This window comes from Deinococcus puniceus (genome assembly GCF_001644565.1).
GTDB classification, from domain to species: domain Bacteria; phylum Deinococcota; class Deinococci; order Deinococcales; family Deinococcaceae; genus Deinococcus; species Deinococcus puniceus.
In genome coordinates this window covers 1,473,193-1,490,547 of sequence record NZ_CP011387.1, presented here as the reverse complement: position 1 = coordinate 1,490,547, position 17,355 = coordinate 1,473,193, and the positions used below count along the sequence as shown (strand labels likewise).

General features: G+C 63.9%; 17 protein-coding genes. 12 read left to right on the top strand and 5 right to left on the bottom strand.

Annotated features, from left to right (window positions below):
- Positions 1–416 precede the first annotated feature (416 nt).
- On the top strand, positions 417–1,490 hold the full coding sequence (gene ftsZ, locus SU48_RS06800; RefSeq protein ID WP_064014594.1) for a cell division protein FtsZ: 1,074 nt from the start codon (positions 417–419) through the stop codon (positions 1,488–1,490).
- A gap of 179 nt (positions 1,491–1,669) precedes the next feature.
- Here the strand turns inward: ftsZ and pfkA are convergent, their stop codons facing one another.
- From pfkA to SU48_RS06780, 4 genes are all read right to left on the bottom strand, one after another.
- The gene (gene pfkA, locus SU48_RS06795; protein WP_064014593.1) at positions 1,670–2,674 is read right to left on the bottom strand and encodes a 6-phosphofructokinase; all 1,005 of its coding nucleotides are present in this window, start codon (positions 2,672–2,674) and stop codon (positions 1,670–1,672) included.
- 53 nt (positions 2,675–2,727) lie between these two features.
- Entirely contained in the window at positions 2,728–3,708 is a 981-nt protein-coding gene (gene rsmI, locus SU48_RS06790; protein ID WP_082869699.1) for a 16S rRNA (cytidine(1402)-2'-O)-methyltransferase, read from the bottom strand.
- A complete protein-coding gene (locus tag SU48_RS06785; RefSeq protein WP_064014592.1) occupies positions 3,701–3,937 on the bottom strand; it encodes a hypothetical protein in 237 nt (78 codons plus the stop codon). The genes rsmI and SU48_RS06785 overlap by 8 nt, the downstream gene beginning before the upstream one ends.
- A gap of 153 nt (positions 3,938–4,090) precedes the next feature.
- Positions 4,091–4,519: a hypothetical protein gene (locus SU48_RS06780; RefSeq protein WP_064015897.1), complete on the bottom strand. Its 429-nt coding sequence runs from the start codon at positions 4,517–4,519 to the stop codon at positions 4,091–4,093.
- Positions 4,520–4,767: 248 nt separating this feature from the next.
- On the opposite strand from SU48_RS06780, the gene SU48_RS06775 reads away from it, so the two are divergent.
- Positions 4,768–5,208 carry a 23S rRNA (pseudouridine(1915)-N(3))-methyltransferase RlmH gene (locus SU48_RS06775; RefSeq protein WP_064014591.1) on the top strand — a complete coding sequence of 147 codons (441 nt, stop codon included), beginning with the start codon at positions 4,768–4,770 and terminating at the stop codon, positions 5,206–5,208.
- A gap of 131 nt (positions 5,209–5,339) precedes the next feature.
- On the opposite strand, the gene SU48_RS06770 is transcribed toward SU48_RS06775, so the two are convergent.
- The gene (locus tag SU48_RS06770; protein ID WP_064014590.1) at positions 5,340–8,285 is read right to left on the bottom strand and encodes an insulinase family protein; all 2,946 of its coding nucleotides are present in this window, start codon (positions 8,283–8,285) and stop codon (positions 5,340–5,342) included.
- 177 nt (positions 8,286–8,462) lie between these two features.
- On the opposite strand from SU48_RS06770, the gene SU48_RS06765 reads away from it, so the two are divergent.
- From SU48_RS06765 to SU48_RS06720, 10 genes are all read left to right on the top strand, one after another.
- Complete coding sequence (locus SU48_RS06765) at positions 8,463–9,461, top strand: putative Ig domain-containing protein (RefSeq protein WP_064014589.1); 999 nt, start codon at positions 8,463–8,465, stop codon at positions 9,459–9,461.
- Positions 9,458–10,330, top strand: a complete 873-nt coding sequence (locus SU48_RS06760; protein ID WP_064014588.1) for a hypothetical protein — start codon at positions 9,458–9,460, stop codon at positions 10,328–10,330. The genes SU48_RS06765 and SU48_RS06760 overlap by 4 nt, the downstream gene beginning before the upstream one ends.
- Complete coding sequence (locus SU48_RS06755; RefSeq protein WP_064014587.1) at positions 10,327–10,863, top strand: hypothetical protein; 537 nt, start codon at positions 10,327–10,329, stop codon at positions 10,861–10,863. The genes SU48_RS06760 and SU48_RS06755 overlap by 4 nt, the downstream gene beginning before the upstream one ends.
- Positions 10,864–11,041: 178 nt before the next feature.
- Positions 11,042–11,254, top strand: coding sequence for an RNA-binding S4 domain-containing protein (locus SU48_RS06750; RefSeq protein WP_064014586.1), 213 nt, complete (start codon positions 11,042–11,044; stop codon positions 11,252–11,254).
- Complete coding sequence (locus SU48_RS06745) at positions 11,248–11,808, top strand: DUF1684 domain-containing protein (protein ID WP_064014585.1); 561 nt, start codon at positions 11,248–11,250, stop codon at positions 11,806–11,808. The genes SU48_RS06750 and SU48_RS06745 overlap by 7 nt, the downstream gene beginning before the upstream one ends.
- An 11-nt stretch (positions 11,809–11,819) precedes the next feature.
- Positions 11,820–12,776, top strand: coding sequence for an NAD(P)/FAD-dependent oxidoreductase (locus tag SU48_RS06740; protein ID WP_082869829.1), 957 nt, complete (start codon positions 11,820–11,822; stop codon positions 12,774–12,776).
- A gap of 312 nt (positions 12,777–13,088) precedes the next feature.
- Positions 13,089–14,090: an isocitrate/isopropylmalate dehydrogenase family protein gene (locus tag SU48_RS06735; protein WP_064014584.1), complete on the top strand. Its 1,002-nt coding sequence runs from the start codon at positions 13,089–13,091 to the stop codon at positions 14,088–14,090.
- A 428-nt stretch (positions 14,091–14,518) separates the two neighbouring features.
- Positions 14,519–15,436 (top strand): phospho-N-acetylmuramoyl-pentapeptide-transferase, encoded by a 918-nt coding sequence (locus tag SU48_RS06730; protein WP_064014583.1) that lies wholly within the window; start codon positions 14,519–14,521, stop codon positions 15,434–15,436.
- 49 nt (positions 15,437–15,485) lie between these two features.
- Positions 15,486–16,469: a class I SAM-dependent rRNA methyltransferase gene (locus tag SU48_RS06725; protein ID WP_064014582.1), complete on the top strand. Its 984-nt coding sequence runs from the start codon at positions 15,486–15,488 to the stop codon at positions 16,467–16,469.
- Positions 16,470–16,598: 129 nt separating this feature from the next.
- On the top strand, positions 16,599–17,276 hold the full coding sequence (locus SU48_RS06720; RefSeq protein WP_064014581.1) for a c-type cytochrome: 678 nt from the start codon (positions 16,599–16,601) through the stop codon (positions 17,274–17,276).
- Positions 17,277–17,355: the final 79 nt, after the last annotated feature.

Genomic DNA, 17,355 nt, shown 5'->3' with positions numbered 1-17,355 from the left:
GGTGGGGTGTTTTGTTTCAGTCCTACGGATTCCACGTGAAGTGCAGCACCAAGCCTAGACTTTTCGGCTGGAATCTACTTTCAAGGACGGATTTTTAGGGCGGTCAACTCTCAGAATCAACTCATCCTGTACATGAATCACCAGCCTGTTTACGAAAAAAACGGCAAAGCTATGGATGAGCTTGCGTTGGCAAGGATCAGACGGCGCGTCTACTTTAGACGGCTGAAACGTCATTCACGCATTCGGCAGTGACCATCTGACTTGCCTTCTCACGAGCGTTCAGACCCACGTTGACCCCTGTATGTCCCACCTTCGAGGCCAACGCCCACAGGAAGGGATCGTGCGTTAAACTACGCCGAAGAGCGAACAGCTACGGGACAGCCCTAGGCGGCCGTGCCGGAATGGAAGGAGACAGAATGCAAGCGGCCAAAATTCGTGTGATCGGCTTGGGCGGGGCGGGCAACAACGCCGTTAACCGCATGATCGAATCAGGACTCGAAGGCGTGGAGTTTATCGCCGGGAACACCGACGCTCAGGTGTTGGCCAAAAGCCACGCCGAGGTGCGGATTCAGCTCGGAGACCGCCTGACACGCGGCCTCGGCGCAGGGGCAGACCCGGAAGTGGGCGAGAAGGCGGCCCTCGAAGACCGGGAACGCATCAAGGAATACCTCGACGGCACCGACATGCTGTTCATTACGGCGGGCATGGGCGGCGGCACGGGCACGGGCAGCGCCCCTGTGGTGGCCGAGATTGCCCGTGAAATGGGCGTGCTGACGGTGGCTATCGTCACGCGGCCTTTCAAGTTCGAAGGGCCGAAGCGTCTGCGGGTCGCCGAAGAAGGCATCGGCAAACTGGCCGACCGCGTAGACGGCATGATCGTGGTGAACAACGAGAAATTGCTCACAGCCGTAGACAAGAAGGTCAGCTTCCGTGAGGCGTTTCTCATTGCTGACCGCGTGTTGTACTACGGCGTCAAGGGCATCAGCGACGTGATCAATGTGGAAGGCATGATCAATCTCGATTTTGCCGATGTGCGCAACCTGCTGGCCAACTCGGGCACGGTGCTGATGGGCATCGGCGCGGGCCGGGGCGAAAAGGTGGCCGAAGAAGCCGCCATGAGCGCCATCCACAGCCCGCTGCTGGAACGCGGCATCGAGGGCGCACGCCGGATTCTGGTCAACGTGACGGGCAGCTTTGATCTGTCCATGACCGACGCCAACGAAATCGTGGAGAAAATCCGCGAGGCCACTGGCTTCGAAGACCCCGACATTCTGTTCGGCATCACGCCTGACGAGGCTGCGGGCGACGAAGTGCGCGTGACCGTGATCGCTACTGGCTTCAACGACACGCCCATCAGCATTGCCGGGGGCACGAGTGGCCGCAGCAGCATCGAGACCATCGTGAAGCCCGTGCGCGGGACAGCCACGAGCAGCTACGATCCCAAGGATTACGATATTCCCGCGTTTTTGCGGAATGTAGAACGGGAATAAGAAGAAGGCTCAGAGGGCCGCGTGCTGGGTGAGGCGCGGCCTTGCCTGCTGGCTCAGGAGTGGTCTAAGGGCCGAGGGTCTAAGAGTCTAAGGAAGGGCAGTTTCAGGCGTTCAGCGCTGCATTCAGCGTAAAAAGCCAGCCGCCCTGCACAAATTGGGGCGGCTGGCTTTGTTTCGTCCTACACGCTCAGGGTCTTGGCGCAGCGGTACAGGTCGCGGTTCACGTCTTTTTTCTTCTCCCACGTTTCGTGCAGGGGAATATGGCTGATGCCGCCGCCTTGCCTTCCTACCATCACGTCACTCTTGCCGTCCATCAGGGCGTACACGGCGGCTTCTCCCAGTCGGCTGGCCAACACGCGGTCACTGGAAACAGGCGTCCCGCCGCGCTGGATGTGGCCCAGAATACTGACGCGGGTTTCTTGGCCCGTGCCTTCGTGAATAGCCTTGCTGACACCCTCCGCGCCGCCGGGGTAGCCCTCGGCCACGATGATGATGGAACTGGCCTTACCCTTGGCGAGACTCTGCTTCACGATCTCGACGACGCCGTCTACAGGCTTGGCGTCTTCGGGAATAAAGACTTCCTCGGCCCCGCCCGCCACCGCGACTTCTAAGGCAATGTGTCCGGCGTGGCGTCCCATGACCTCGATCACGAAAATTCGCTCGTGGCTGGCCCCGGTATCGCGCAGTTTATCGACGGCATCCAGCGCCGTCTCGACTGCCGTGAAGTAGCCGATGGTGTGATCGGTACCGTACAAGTCGTTGTCGATGGTGCCGGGCACGCCGATGACCGGGAAGCCGTGTTCCTGCTGTAGATAGTGTGCGCCGTGAAAGCTGCCGTCTCCGCCGATGACGATCAATCCGTCGACCTGCCAGTCGCGTAAGTTTTGTGCGCCCTTGGCCCGGCCTTCCGGACTGCGCCACGTATGAGAGCGGGCGGTGAGCAAAATCGTGCCGCCGCGCTGGATGGTGTTGGCTACGTCGCGGGGGCCGATCAGGGCCATGTCGCCCTCGTGCAGGCCCTGAAATCCCCGGCGCACGCCCACGACTTCTATGCCGTTGTGGGTGGCGGTGCGAACCACAGCGCGAATGGCTGCGTTCATGCCGGGGGCGTCGCCGCCGCTGGTCAGGACGGCCACACGTTTCAGGCCGCTGGGATTGGGGTGGTGGGTTTGCGGTTCAGTCATGGTGGGCCTCATGGATGGATACAGAACAGGAAAGGGTTGAGGAAAAGGGGCGCTCAGGGTTGCTGAGCTTGCGTCACCTGTAAGGCCAGCGCGTAAGCGTCATTCTTACGCAAACCCTGCCGCATGAGTGCGTCACGTATATCCCTGACCCCTTGCCCCGCTGCGGCCCACGCTCTGGCCTGCTCTGCCGGATCGGTCACGGGCTGCGCTGGGTCGGCCTCGCCCTCGGGTCGGCCCCCTACCACCACCACGATTTCGCCGCGTGTACCCGCCTCGAAATGGGCTGCCAATTCTGCCAACGTGCCGCGCCGGGTTTCCTCGAAGCGCTTGGACAGTTCCCGCGTGACGCTGCCGCGCCGCAGCGGGCCGCAACTGGCCGCCAATTCGGTCAGGGTGGCGTGCAGGCGGTGAGGACTTTCATAGAGGATGCTGGTTTCGGCCCGCGCTGCTACGGCACTCAGGCGGGCTTTGCGGTCTTTACCCGAACGCGGGAGGAAACCCTCGAAGGTAAAGCGAGCAGAATCCAGACCTGACAGCACCAGCGCGGGCACGAAGGCAGTGGCTCCGGGCAGCACTTCTATGGGCACGTCGGCGGCAAGGGCGGCCTGCACGAGTTCCGCGCCGGGATCGCTGATGCCGGGCGTGCCTGCATCGCTGACGTAGGCAAGGCGGGCGTACCGTTCCAGCACTTGCGGGGCGCGGCGCATGGTGTGGGCATCTAGGCGCACCAGCGGCTTGCGAATGCCTAGATACGACAGCAACGCCCCGGTGCGGCGGGTGTCTTCGCAGGCCACAGCGTCGGCGGCCCGCAGGACTTCTATGGCCCGCAACGTCAAGTCACCCAAGTTGCCCACCGGAGTTGGAACCAACCACACCCGCGCTCCATCTGGAATCGGACTGAGCGGGGGCAAGTCGGCGGGGGCGTCTGCTGCTGCTTGCGCTGTTTCCGCCCACCCTTCGTGAAGTACCAGTTCGTCAAGGCTGTCAGCTTCAACCTCTTCAGCCTCGATTCGGTCTTGTTCTGCCCTACTCATCGGACTGAGGACGCGCCGACGTGCCTTCCAACTGCAACTGGCCCATCGCCATGCCGGGTGTGGGCTTGACGCGCACCCGCACCTTGCGTGGGCGTTTCAGGGCGCTGGTGATGCGGGCGCGGAGCAGTTCGGTTTCTCCTACCGTGACCGTGACCACCGTGCCTTCGGGCAGGCGTGCGCCGATCAAGACCACCACTCCGTCTTCCACGATGCCCTTATAGGCCCTCATAGGTGCGCTCCTTGCCTGCCGTACTGCCGGGGGGACTGCTGATGAACACTGGCAACCTTCATGCCTCTCAGGATACGCATCCTTGCCGCGTTGGTTCCGCAGAGCCTCACGCTTCGCGCTCCCATGTCTTCACGTTGTCTCGGCTCAGGGTCTTCACGCCTCGCGTCCTTGGGCGCGGCGTTGGCGGCGTTCGGCGTTAGACAGGGCTTCACGCAGGGCCACGATTTCGCTCTCGCGTGCCCCGCCCAGACGGGCAAAGCGGTCTATCACCTCAGCGGCCTCACGGCGGCGGTCTAGCCGGAGCAGGATCAGCCCCAGATGTTCGCCGCCCACAAAATAGGCGCGGGGGCTGGACGGATCGGCGGCCACTTGCGCCCGCGCCGCCGCCAACCGCTGCACCGTGACCCGGTGGCGCGTGACCTGCCAGCGCACCCCGTAGGCCGCCAGCGCAAAGGTCAGGACTGCGCCCAGCATAGACGCCCCCAGCACCTCCGGCACGCCCAACTGAGCGCCCAGCCGCACCGTCAGCGGAAAGCTGAACGACAGCACCACCAACACCGCCAGAGTCGCCGCGTAGTTCAAGTGCGCTCCCCCACTGGAGGCCAATGGAGTGGAAGCCAAAGCAAACCGGACATACCCGCCAGTTTAGCGGGCGGGGCGTGCGGACGCTGTGTGTCTGTGTACTGCGGTGGATTGAGGTGTATCGGGGTGGAAGGCGAACCCCCCGTTGCTCGGCAACGCCCCCCTTAGACTTGAAAAGCTCCGCAGGAGAGGTGGGGTCTACACGCGGCGTGAATCCGCCCCGCAAACCCTTCTGCCACACTGCCCCCATGAGACTGCACCTGATTACTGTGGGCGAACCCAAGCTGGCCTATGCCCGCGCAGGCTGGGACGAATACGAAAAACGCCTGCGCCGCTACCACAAGCTGACCGTGACGCGGGTGGCAGGCAAGACGCAGGCGCTGGAAAGTGAGGCCATTCGCCGCGCCGCCGGAAAAACGCCGCTGATTTTGCTCGATCCACGCGGCCAGCAATTCACGTCGGAAGGGTTGGCGGCGTATTTGGATGGGCAAGGCGTGGGCGGCACTGGCGAATTAGCTTTTGCCATCGGCGGCCCGGAGGGACACACCGACGAGTTGCGGGCCGGAGCTTATGCACTGTGGAGCCTTGGAACCCTGACCCTGCCGCATGATCTGGCGATGGTGGTGCTGGCTGAAGCGCTGTACAGGGCGGCGACGATCAGTGCGGGGGAGCCGTATCACCGGGGATGAGGGGAACGTAGAGTTTGGAACGTGGAAAAAGCGCGGTGGGAGAGGCTTTCCCGCTCGCCTCCCCCACCACACAGCCCTGATTAATCAAGCTCCGTTTTGCCCCTTCTACGACCTACTCACCACTAACGGTTTTAGACTCCCTGTACCTCAAATTTCAGCCCCAGCCCTTCCACTTCCGTATTCGGATCGCGCCCGGCCACCAGCGCGTAGGCGGCCCGCTCCGGCGTCAGGTAGGTATCCATCACGCGGCGAAGGTCGTCCAGTTTTACGGCCAGCAGGCGGGCCTTGAAGGATTCCTGCACTTCGGGCGTGAATCCGGCCTGATCGCCGTAAAAGCGCAGGCGGCCCACCGTGTCCGGGCTGGTCAGGGGGTCTAGGATTTTGCTGGCAGTCAGAATGGCTTCGGTGAGTTCGCGCTCGCCCAGCGGCGTGTCGAGGAAGGCGCGGGCGTCGCGGAACACCTGATACGTGCGGGCAATGTGCGGGTCACGGTAACTGGTCATAGAGAAGACGCCGCCCCGCGTGTCGAAACCTGCGCCGCCGCCGTATGCGCCGCCTTTTTCGCGGATTTCCTTGAGCATGTACTCGCTCCTGAGCAGGCGCGACAGCACCAGCAGCGCGGGACTGTCGGGATGGGTGTAGGGCACGGTGGGGTAGGCAATGGCATTGAAAGCCACCGGAGAATCGGTGGTGCGGGCCTGCGGGCCAGTGGCGAGCGGGGCCAGCGCGGGGCGTCCGGTGGGGGCGTCTCCGGTAAACAGCGTGGTGATGGGCTGCACATCTAGGCCGATATCGTCGGGGGTGGCGGTGAGGCAGAGGAGCGGTTGCCCCCGCGTGATCAGCTCTTGCAGTTGCGAAAATTGGCCCAGCAGGGCGTCTATTCGGGCGTCCAGACCTTCCGCACCCGATTCACCTTCTGGCCCTTCCACAATCGCCTTGAGGGTCGCCAACGAGGTCAGTCCGCCGAAGCGTTCCTCCAGCACGGCGGCGGCGCTGACCTGTGCCGAGGCGAGGCGGTCTGCGTAGGCGCTGCCCGAACCCACCACGCTGGCTTTCATGCCCGACAGACGCTGCTCCAGCAGTTGGCGGGTGCGTTCGCGGGTAAATTCGGGGGCAGCGATCAGGTCGTGCAGTACGGCCACCAGCGCCTCGGCGTTGCGGGCCAAGGCCTTGCCGCTGAAGGTGACAGCCAACCGCACGGCGCTCAGGTCGTCGGGGGCGGTGCCCACGCCCGCGCTTGCGCCGACGCCACCCGTCACGGCTTCTATGCGGCGCGACAATTCGGCGTAGTCCTGCCCAGCTGCGCCGCTGCGGGTGACCGCATAGGTGTAGAGCGGCAGCACGTCCAGCAACTCGGCGGGCACGTCAGGCAGGCGGATTTGCACATCCAAGTAGCTCAGGCCGCCGGTGGGTTGGGGCACACGGCCCACGAGGGCGCGGCCTTCTTGCGTGGTGCTGTAGTCGGGGCGCTGCACGCCGGGGGTCACGTCGCTGAGGGCCAGCGTGGGCAACACATTCGGGTCGGATTCCTGCGCCTGAAGCGACTGAAGTTGCAGGCTCTCCCGCACAATTCGGGCGCGGTCTTCATCGGTGAAATCCTTGCTGAGACGCTCAACGAGTTCACGCTCGGCCTGCTCGGCCTGCGACGCCAGCAGCGGATCGGGCGTGACCACCATCGTGACGCGGTGGGGCAGCGCCAACAGTTCTTCCAACATGGACTCGAAGACGCGCTTGCCACTGTCCAGATCGGCGCGCAGGCTGTTCAGTTCGGCATCCAACCGCAATCCGGTGACCGGGTCGCCGCCGTACAGCCAAGGCCCCATCAGCCGGAACATCACTTGCAGACCATACGGATAACCGCTGTTGCTGACTTCCTTTTGCCCGATCTCGAATTGATGCAGGCTGCTGGCGATCAGGTCGGCGGGAATACCGTCCCGCGCAATGCCCGCCAGCGTGTCCAGCACCAGTTTCTCGACTTCGGCGGCCTTGCCCGCGCTGAGTCCCTTGAGGCCCACCGCGAACGCACCCTCGCGGAAGGAATCGCGGTATCCGGTCAGGTCGGCCAGCGCCGAACCGATACCCGATTCGATCAGAGGGCGGGTCAGCGGCGCGGCGGGGTTGCCCAGCAGCACGTCGCTGAGGACGCTCCAACGCAGATTCAGGTCGGGGTTGCTGGAGCGGCCCAGTTTCCAGGCCAACAGCACCTGTCCGCCGCGCTCCACATCCGAACCCGGATAGGTCACGTCCACGCGGCGCGGTTCGGCAAAGTCGGGCTGATCGGGCACGCTCACGTCCAGCGATTGCGGCGCAAAACGGGCCATGACATGCGACTCGATTTCGTCCAGCACACGGGTCAAATCCTGATTGCCGTAGGTGAAGAAAAAGGCGTTGCTGGGGTGATAATGCGCCGCGTGGAAAGCTCGCAGGCCGTCGTAAGTCAGGCCCGGAATGTCGTTCGGCTCGCCGCCGCTGTTGACCGCGTAGGTCAGGTCGGGATACAGCGCCTTGCCCAATGAGCGCCACATCACGGCCCCCGCGCTCGCCATCGCGCCTTTCATTTCGTTGTACACCACGCCCTGCAATTTCAGCGTGCTGGTGGGGTCGTCCAACTTCTCGAACTCGAAGCGGTGGCCGTCTTGCCGAAAGGATTCGTAGCGCAGCAGCGGGAAAAAGGTGGCGTCTAGGTACACCGACAGCAGGTTGAAATAGTCCTGTACATTGCGCGTGCTGAACGGGTAAGTTGTCCAGTCGTTGGCGGTCATGGCGTTCATGAACGTGTTCAGACTGCGCGGGGCCATCGCAAAAAAGGGATCGGGCACCGGGTACTTCTGGCTGCCCATCAGGGCCACGTGTTCCAGAATGTGCGCCACGCCCGTGCTGTCTTTGGGCACGGTGGGAAAGGTGACGCCGAAGGCCAGATTGTCGTCTTCACGGATCACGTGGGCGTGGCGTGCGCCGAGTTCGTGGCGCAGCAGCACCAGCGTGCCCTGCATTTCGGGCAAGGCTTCGACGCGCTCGACGGTGTAGCGCCCCAACGGAGTGCCTACGGTGGGCGGCTTAGTGAGTTGCATGGTCATAGGTGCAAAGTCTAGCGCCGGAAAGAGGGCAGAACCGTAGGAGGTGTGGCCCCCGTTGTCAACGCCCTCTCTGGGCATCCTTCTGCGGGCACCCCCCGTCCGGCGTCTTCATGGAATCGGCGGCGGCGCTTACGTTTTCCCCATCTGCCCGCCCGCCCAGCCCGGTACACTGCCCCCATGCAAGCTTCAACTCACCCGCTGCGGCGCGCGCCTGCCCCGCGCCTCTGGCCGCTGCTGACGGTGGCGCTGTTGGGTCTGGGCACCCTCAGCGCCTGCGGCAGCAGCACAGGCACAGGCAGCACCGCCACCACTGGAGCAGACCCCCTGACCTTTACCCTCACGTCCCTGCCTGTGGGTTACGTGGCCGAAGCCTACGAAGCGGCGCTGGTGGTCACGGGCGGCACCGGGCCATACGGATTCCGGGTGGCGGCGGGCAGCTTGCCACCGGGCATCAGCTTGAGTGGGGGGCGCTTGGTCGGCAGGCCCACCAAAATCGGGGCCTTCAAATTTACGCTGGAAACCAACGACGCGGGCCTGAGAAGCAAGGTGCAGGAATACACGCTGAACGTGAACGACTTGCCGCCGCTCTCACTTTCGCCCACGCTGCCCACCGGGGAAATCCGGGGCGAAACGCGGGTTCCAGTCACCATCGCCGGGCCGCGTGCCGTGCGTGCTGCTCGCCTGATGTGGACGCTGCCCAAAGGCGTGACCGTGACCCGCGTGCAGCCCGGCGAAAACGGCGGCGTGCTGTTTTGGCGGCAAGAGGGGCAAACCCTCAGCGTCAGCGTGGGCTTCAAGGCCATTCCGAGGGCAGGCGCACGGGTGATGCTGGTGAGCATCCGGCCCAGCAGCCCCGTGACCCTGAGTGCGACTGGGTTGGCCTTCGAGGCCCGCGACGGCACCGGCAAACTGCTGGCGCAACAGGGCATGCCGAATGTTCCGGGGGCAACTGTTCCGGCTCCGGCGGCGACTCCGGCCAGTACTCCCACCCCAGCGACTTCCGCTCCGGCCACCACACCGCCAGCCACCAGCACGCCCCCCGCCTCCCAACCTGTGACGATTCCCCCCCCGCCACGCGGCGAACCTGACCCCACCCCGCCCGACAGCGATACACCTGTGCCCATAGACCCGCCCGGCCCCGGCACACAGCTTCCCCCCACAGGTGGCAGGGCATGAAGCGGGCGCGACTTGCCCTCGGCTTGACGGCGGCGCTGATGACCCTGAACCCTGTACAGGCCAGCACATTCACAGCGCTGACGCTGACGCAGCAGGCCAAAAAAGCGCAGGTGATCGTGCGGGCGACGGTGGGTGCGCCCACCACCACACAAACCGGTGCAGGGGCAACAGCGGTGTCTTGGATCAATTACCCGCTGACCGTGACCGAAACCATCGCCGGAGACGTGGCGAGCTTGCCCGTGCGTGAGGGCAAACCCACGCTGATGTTCTTGGCGGGCCTTCAGGACGTGCCCACGCTGAATGCCGGACAGGACGTGTTTTTACTGCTGTACACCGGCACGCAGGACAGCCCGCTCGTGGGCTTCAATCAGGGCGCATACCCGGTGGTCAGTGGCCGCGTGACCCGCTGGAACGAGGCGGCAGTTGAGGCAGCGACACCCGTTGCAGCAGCAACCACAACAACGGGGGCATCGGCCAGCGCAGCAACCGGAACGGCGGCAACCGCCAGCACGGCCACTGGCACGGCCACTGGCACGGCCACTGGCACGGCCACCCCGGCAAACGCTTCGGGCACCGCTACGACTCCACCCGCCACCCCCCCAGTCGACGGCGCGACGGCAGCAGTCAGCAACCCGGTCACGCCCAGCCCGACGCCGCCTGCACCCCCGGCTACACCTCCTGCAACGCCACCCGCTACAGGAGCGACGGCGGCGGCAGCGGCGGCAACGCCTGTCGTAACGGCCACGCCAGCCAGCACTGCGGCCCCAGCACGCGCCGTTACACCCCCGCCCACCTCCACCCCAGACGCTTTCGAGCGTGATCCGGCCAAGTTCCGAGACCAACTCCGGGCCGCGAGGACAACGCCATGAGCCGTGCCGCACACCGTTTTTTCCTTCTCAGCGCATTGGTGTTGGCCGGTTCAGCCAGTGCCGTCACCGTCAAGCTTCGCCCACAAGGAGCCGAATTGACGCGGCTGGTGCAAGAAGCCCTCGCCGCCATCAGCACCCCGGAACTGCCTGTGACGCTGGACAGCAGCAGCGGCCCGGTTCTGAGCATCGGCAGCAGCACGGGCGTGGCCTTCAACCCGGATGTATCGGCCCGCGTGGTGGGCACGGGCACCGATCAGCGCATCGAATTTAATCCGAACAGCCCGCAGCCACTGGCCGAAGCCTTGCGTGCCGAACTGACCCGATTTATCGGCCTGAAAGCATGGACGCCCGAAGCCGCCAAACTGCGTCTCAGCGGGGCCGATCTGAACGGCGACGGCGTGATAGACCTGACCGACTTTGCGCTGCTGATGAACAATTACGGCAAAACAGGCAGTTTGCCCGGTGACCTGAACGGAGACAGCCGGGTAGACGACTTGGATTTGCGGGTATTCGGGGGGCAGTACAAGCCGTAAAAGTGGGTATGGAACGTCGAAAAACGTCTAAGGGTCAAGGGTCTAAGAAAAGATTCCAACCCGACTCAAAGTTCTTGCCCTCGCCCCTTGTCGGACTCGCAGAGCTGCGAAGTAGAGGGGCAGTTCTGCGGTGAACCCGCCCCACACTCCACCCGCCCCGGCCTGCTACCCTGCCCCCATGACCGGGCGCAACGACCAACCTACAGACACGATTGATCTGCAAGACTTTCTCAAACTTCAGGGCGTGGTGCAAACGGGCGGTGAGGCTAAATTTCGCGTCCAGGGCGGCGAAGTGCTACTGAACGGCGAGGTAGAGACGCGCCGACGCAAGAAGCTGCGGCGCGGCGACGTGGTGGAATACGCGGGCCAGACGATGAAGGTGGATTGGTGAGCCAAGCGCACGCCGAAGCCGTTGCCGAGTTCCGGCGGCGCAAAGACGAGCACTTTGCGGCGGGACGCGGGCCGATTGGAGCCGCAGCCTTGGCCGACTTCCGGGGCCTCAGCTACTACGCGCCCGATCCGGCGTGGGTCTTCACGATGCCCGTGCAACCCGGCGACTTGGCCGAGATGACACTGGGCACGAATACAGGCGAAACCCGGACGATGGCACGGTTTGGGGTTGCGACGGTGGAATTGCCGTCCGGCCCGCATACGCTGTCGCTGTTTGCGCCGCTGGGTGAGGAGAAACCCGTACGGGTGTTCGTGCCCTTCCGCGACGCCACCTCGCGCACGGGGGAAACCTACGGCGCGGGGCGGTATTTGGATGCCCCGCTGGCCCAAGCCCCCGACAGCGACGAAACGCTGGTGCATCTGGATTTTAATATGGCTTATCACCCGTACTGCGCGTATGGCGACGGCTGGACTTGCCCGCTGCCCCCTGCCGAAAACATGCTGCCAGATGCCGTGCAGGTGGGGGAAAAACTGCCGAGTGGAGTGGCAAACTGACCGACGTTTTGGTGATCGGAGCGGGCGTAGCAGGCGCGTCGGTGGCCTATTTTCTGGCACTGGCAGGGGCAACTGTGACGGTGCTGGATGCAGGCCTTCACGCGGCCAGCACGGTTCCGGCGGCCTTGTTGAACCCAGTGCGCGGGCAATCGGGCGCGGTAGACGCTGGAGCGGTGGAAGGCATGGCGCTGACTTGGGAGTTGGTTCAGACCCTAGTTGGTGGCGGATACGACGTGCCACACGGTAAGACTGGCGTGTTGCGGCCTGTGCCCGATGCCCGCACCCGCGCCCGCTTTGAAAAACGCTTACCCGCCGAACTTGCCCACACTTGGCTCACTCCGGCTGAATCGCCTGTGCCGCTCAGCCCCGGCTGGGACGCCATTTTACATCTGCCGGAAGGTGGTTGGCTGGACGGCGCGGCCTTCACGCGGGCACTCTTGGCGGCGTCGGGGGCGCGGGTGGTGCTGGGACAGGCACGCAAGTGGGACGCGACATCGGTAGAGTTACACGGCGGTACACGGCTGGAAGGAAAAGCGGTGGTGTGGTGCGGCGGCTCTGTTGGCGCAAGCTGGGCGGGCCACCCTGCTACCCACCGCGCCGGAACCATGCTGCTGCTCTCGCGGCCTGTGTCTCCGCTGCCCATCAGCTTCGGCGCTTACCTCTCCCCTGCTGCCCCCTCTGGAAAAGCACTGGGTGGTGTGCTAGGCGCGACTTTTGAGGAACCCTCGCTCACTTTTAATGCTGGCCCGCTGCCGCTGGGATCGCTAGACTGGCTGCTGAAAAAGGGTGACGCACTGGCCGACATGAGCGGCGTGCAAGTCACCGGGCGCTGGAGCGGCTCGCGGTTGTCGGGTCTGAGGGTGGGCCAAACGCAGCAGGGCTGGTGGCAACTGACCGGACTGGGCAGCAAGGGCTTTTTGCTGGGGCCACTGCGGGCGCGGGAGTTGGCGGGGCAGGTCGTAGGCTGAGGATGGGTTGGGGGGAGGCAATCGCTGGCGCTCACTCACCCCCTCTGCTTCGCAGCTCTACGAGTCCCAGCCTCCCCCCTCAAGGTGGAGGAGCAACAGCCCAGATTCTTGCCCTTGGCTGTGAGCCCTCGTCTCTTGCGGGACTCGTAGGGTTGCGGAGCAGAGAGGGGCGCTTGGGTTGCAGCGGGGTGAGGAGAAGTGCGCGAAGCGATTGTCTTGACTCAGACCCTTCGACCCCAGACCAACCCCAGTCACGCCCCCGGTAACGCTTCCATTCTTACAATTGCCCCGCCCGTCCTCTAGACTGACCTTATGGCGAAGTACCGTATTTGTTTAATTGAGGGAGACGGCATCGGTCACGAGGTCATTCCCGCCACCCGCCGCGTTCTGGACGCTGCCGGGTTCGACGCAGAGTACGTAATCGCGGAAGCCGGTTACGAGTACTTCTTGGATCACGGCACCAGCGTGCCGCAGGCCACCTACGACGCGGTAGAAAACACCGACGCGACCCTGTTCGGCGCGGCCACCAGCCCCAGCGGCATCAAGCCTGCCGGGTTCACCGGGGCCATTCGCCACCTGCGCCAGAAGTACGGCCTGTATGCCAATGTGCGTCCCACACGCACCCGTCCTGTGCCCGGAGCCTACGAAAACGTAGATTTGGTCATCGTGCGCGAGAACACGCAGGGCTTATACGTGGAGCAGGAGCGGCGCTACGGCGACACGGCCATTGCCGACACCGTGATCACCAAAGACGCCAGCGAGCGCATCGGCAAATTTGCTGCCGACCTTGCCATGAAGCGTGACAAGCGCCTGACCGTCGTGCACAAGGCGAACGTGTTACCCGTGACGCAGGGCCTGTTTCTAAACACGATTCTGGATCACACCAAGACCGTAGAAGGCCTGAACACCAGCACCATGATCGTGGACAACGCCGCCATGCAGCTTGTCCGCAATCCCCGCCAATTCGACGTGCTGGTCATGACCAACATGTTCGGTGACATCCTGTCTGACCTCGCCGCCGGACTGGTGGGCGGGCTGGGCATCGCGGCCAGCGGCAACGTGGGCGACAAGTTCGGCATCTTCGAGTCGGTTCACGGCAGCGCCCCCGACATCGCCGGACAGGGAATCAGCAATCCTACCGCCAGCATTCTGGCCGCCGTACTGATGCTGAACCACATCGGCGCAACCGAACTGGCAACCAAAATAGACAACGCCGTGAACACCGTGCTGACCGAAGGCCCGCGCACCCGCGATTTGGGCGGCACGGCAGGCACGGAAGAATTTACTCAAGCGGTGATTGCACAGCTTAAGTAAGGCCGATGAGATAGAGAGTAGGACGTGGTCTGTGGAGTGGAGGAAAACCACGCGCCAAACGGAAGAAGCTGGGGCTTAATGCTCCGGCTTTTCTCTTGTCTGGATGCTGTGAGGACTCGGTTCCAACCCGTAGGTTTCTGACAATACTTGGAATCCTCGGCAGAACAACCCCCCCCGTTGCTGACGCAACGCCCCCCCTTAGAGGGGAGGACAACAGCTGTTGCGCTCCCCTTGAGGGGGGCTGGCTGCGAAGCAGACTGGGGGGTTTACACGCGGCTTTAATCTCCTCACAACCCGAATCACCTTCACCCCCGACCCAGCCCAGTCCGGCGCGTGGTACTCTCCCCGGTTGAGATGCTGCCCACTTTCTTGCCACCCCAATTGCCCCGCAGTTGCCCGCCTGCCCACCGCCCAAAACAGGTGCGCCCATGATGATCCTCGCGGCGTTCCTGTCTTGGTTTTTGGTGGGTCTGTTTATTCGGGTCAGCAAAGCGCGGGGCTGGGGGCAGCCGGTTCGCAAAGACGGGCCGCAAACCCATTTGGTGAAGGAAGGCACGCCCACGGCAGGCGGCGTGGCCTTCGTGCTGGCGCTAGCAATCGTGTTTTTTCCGCTGTACCTCACCGGGCGGGCGGGCGACTCGCGGGAATTGCTGCTGATGGGGGTGGCCCTCGGCATGGGCATCATCGGCGGGCTGGACGATTTTCTGAAAGTGGTATCGCGGATGCGGGGCAGCGGCAAAAAGGAACTGCTGGCCCGCGAAAAGTTTCCGCTGCAAATTCTGGTGGGCCTGATCTTCGCCTACTTTGCCGCGCCGCTTGCCAGCCATGAACTCGTGCCCTCGTTCGGCACGGCGGGCGACATTGTTTTGCTCACACTGGTCATGGTGGGTTCGGTCAACGCCTTCAACTTTACCGATGGGCTGGACGGCTTGCTGGGCGGCGTGGCGATCATCGTGCTGCTGCCGTTGCTGGCGGTGTCGCCTGTGTCGGCGCTGCTGGTGGCCGTGCTGCTGGGCTTCTTGTGGTTCAACGCACACCCGGCCCGCGTGTTCATGGGCGACATGGGCAGCCACGCCATCGGCGCTATCGCGGCGGGCGCGTACATCCTCTATGCCGATGTCTGGCTGCTGCCGCTGGCCGCCATCATTCCCGTCGTGGCCGTGCTGAGCGTGGTTATTCAAGTCGTATCGTTCAAAACGCGGGGCAAGCGCGTGTTCCGAATGAGTCCTATTCAGCACCATTTTGAGCTGAGCGGCTGGCCCGAAACACACGTCACGCTGCGGTTTTGGGTCATTACGGCGGTGGCGACGGCGGCAGTGTGGTGGATTCTGGGGGGCAGGCCGTAAAAAACCGTAGGTGGTCAGTGGTGAGGAGTCAGTGGGAAAGGCGGGCAGCATGACGGGTGAAGTTTCTACTCTTCCAGCCAATTTAGAACAGCTGTTGGCCGACGCTTGGGCGGCTCGGGCGCATCTTCCGGCTTCTGGCACCACGTTTTATCGGGCGGTGCATACCACCGAAACGGGCGGGCTGTTTTGCGTAGATCTGGCAGGTGACGCGGGCATTCTGAGCCTGTATGCCGACTTGTGGCCCGCCGATGAACAACGCCTGGCCGAAGCCTGTGCGCAGGCGGGGCAACTGGCGGGCGTGTACCTGAAGCGGCGGCCTGTGGAAGCGCGGCATGCGGCCAACGTTGCGCGTGACCTGCTCTCGCCGCCCGATCCCGTGTGGGGCGAGGCGCGGCCCGAAGTGACTGTGCTGGAGGAAGGCGTGCCATTCTTGATTCGGCCCGGTGCAGACCTGAGCGTGGGCCTCTTTGCCGATTCCCGCCGCGCCCGGCAGTGGGTACGCGAACACGCCACACACCAAGAGGGGCGGGTGCTGAATACCTTTTCGTATACCTGCGGCTTCGGCGTGAATGCCCTGTTGGGCGGCGCGAGCAACGTCAAAAATGTGGATCAGTCGCGCAAGGTGCTGGACTGGGGACAGGAAAATTACGGCCTCAGCGGGCTGGATGCGCCCCGAACCGACTTCATTTCCGGCGACGTGTTCGAGTGGCTGGAACACTTCCGGCGGCGCGGCCAACTGTTCGATCTGGTGATTCTTGACCCCCCCAGTTTTGCCCGCAAAAAGTCGGGCGTGTGGCGGGCCGAACGCGATTACGCCCGCCTTGCCACGCTGGCCGCCAAAGTCACGGCTCCCGGTGGGCAACTGCTGGCGATGCTGAACCATGCGGGCGTGTCTCCGGTGGCCTTTGATCGCATGATGGAAATTGGCCTGCCCGAAGCTGCGCGGCGGGGGCGGCTGGATGTGCGCCTGCAACTGGGCGAGGATTACCCGCAAGCACGGCATCTGAAGGCGCATGTGTGGCAACTGGACTAGGGAGGCAGTGCTAGAGACGGGACGCGGGAGGATTTGCGTTGTGTGGGGCAACAGAACAGGTATGCTGATTACAGTTTCCTGCAACCCTTGACACCACTGCTCCCCTCACCCAGCCCCGGAGGTTTGCCTATGCCCACCCGTTTTCGTTCGGCTCTGCTCTGGCTCGCGCCTGTGCTGCTGGCTTCCCCTATCGTGGCCGCCGCACTTCAGACGGCTCCTGTAGCCACAGTGACTTTGCCCGTGTTGAAATTTACAACCCCCAATGCAGCGCGGGGCGCACAGATAAGCGCCAACTGCGCGGGCTGTCACGGCGTGGGTGGGGTCAGCAAAGACGAAGCGGTGCCCGCGTTGGCTGGACAGGTGGCGAGCTTTACGCGGCAACAATTGGTGGCTTTTAAAGCCAAACTGTTGCCTGATCCCACCATGCAAAACATCGCCGGACGCCTGAGCGATCAGGATATGGCCGACATCGCGGCCCACTTTGCCACGCTCGCTCCCGGCCCGGCGTGGCCGAATACTGACGCAGCGGTGCGGGCACAGGGCGCAACTCTTTATGCCAAGGGTGACCCGGCCCGTAAGCTGATCGCCTGTGCAGTGTGCCACGGAGCCGATGGGCGCGGGAATGACGCACTGGTGATGCCCGGCATAGTCAACCTTGCCCCCGCCTATGCCGAAGGGAAACTGGCCGAATACCGCGAAGTCGTGCCGTATGCCCACCCCAGCCCGCAGGCCATGCACGCCGCCGCGCAGGGGCTGACGGATGAGGAATTGACGGCGTTGGCAACGTATGTGAGCAGTTTGAAGTAGGGGGTTTTTAAGTAAAGATTGCGGGTGAACCCCCCAGTCTGCTTCGCAGCCAGCCCCCCTTGAGGGGAGCGCAACAGCT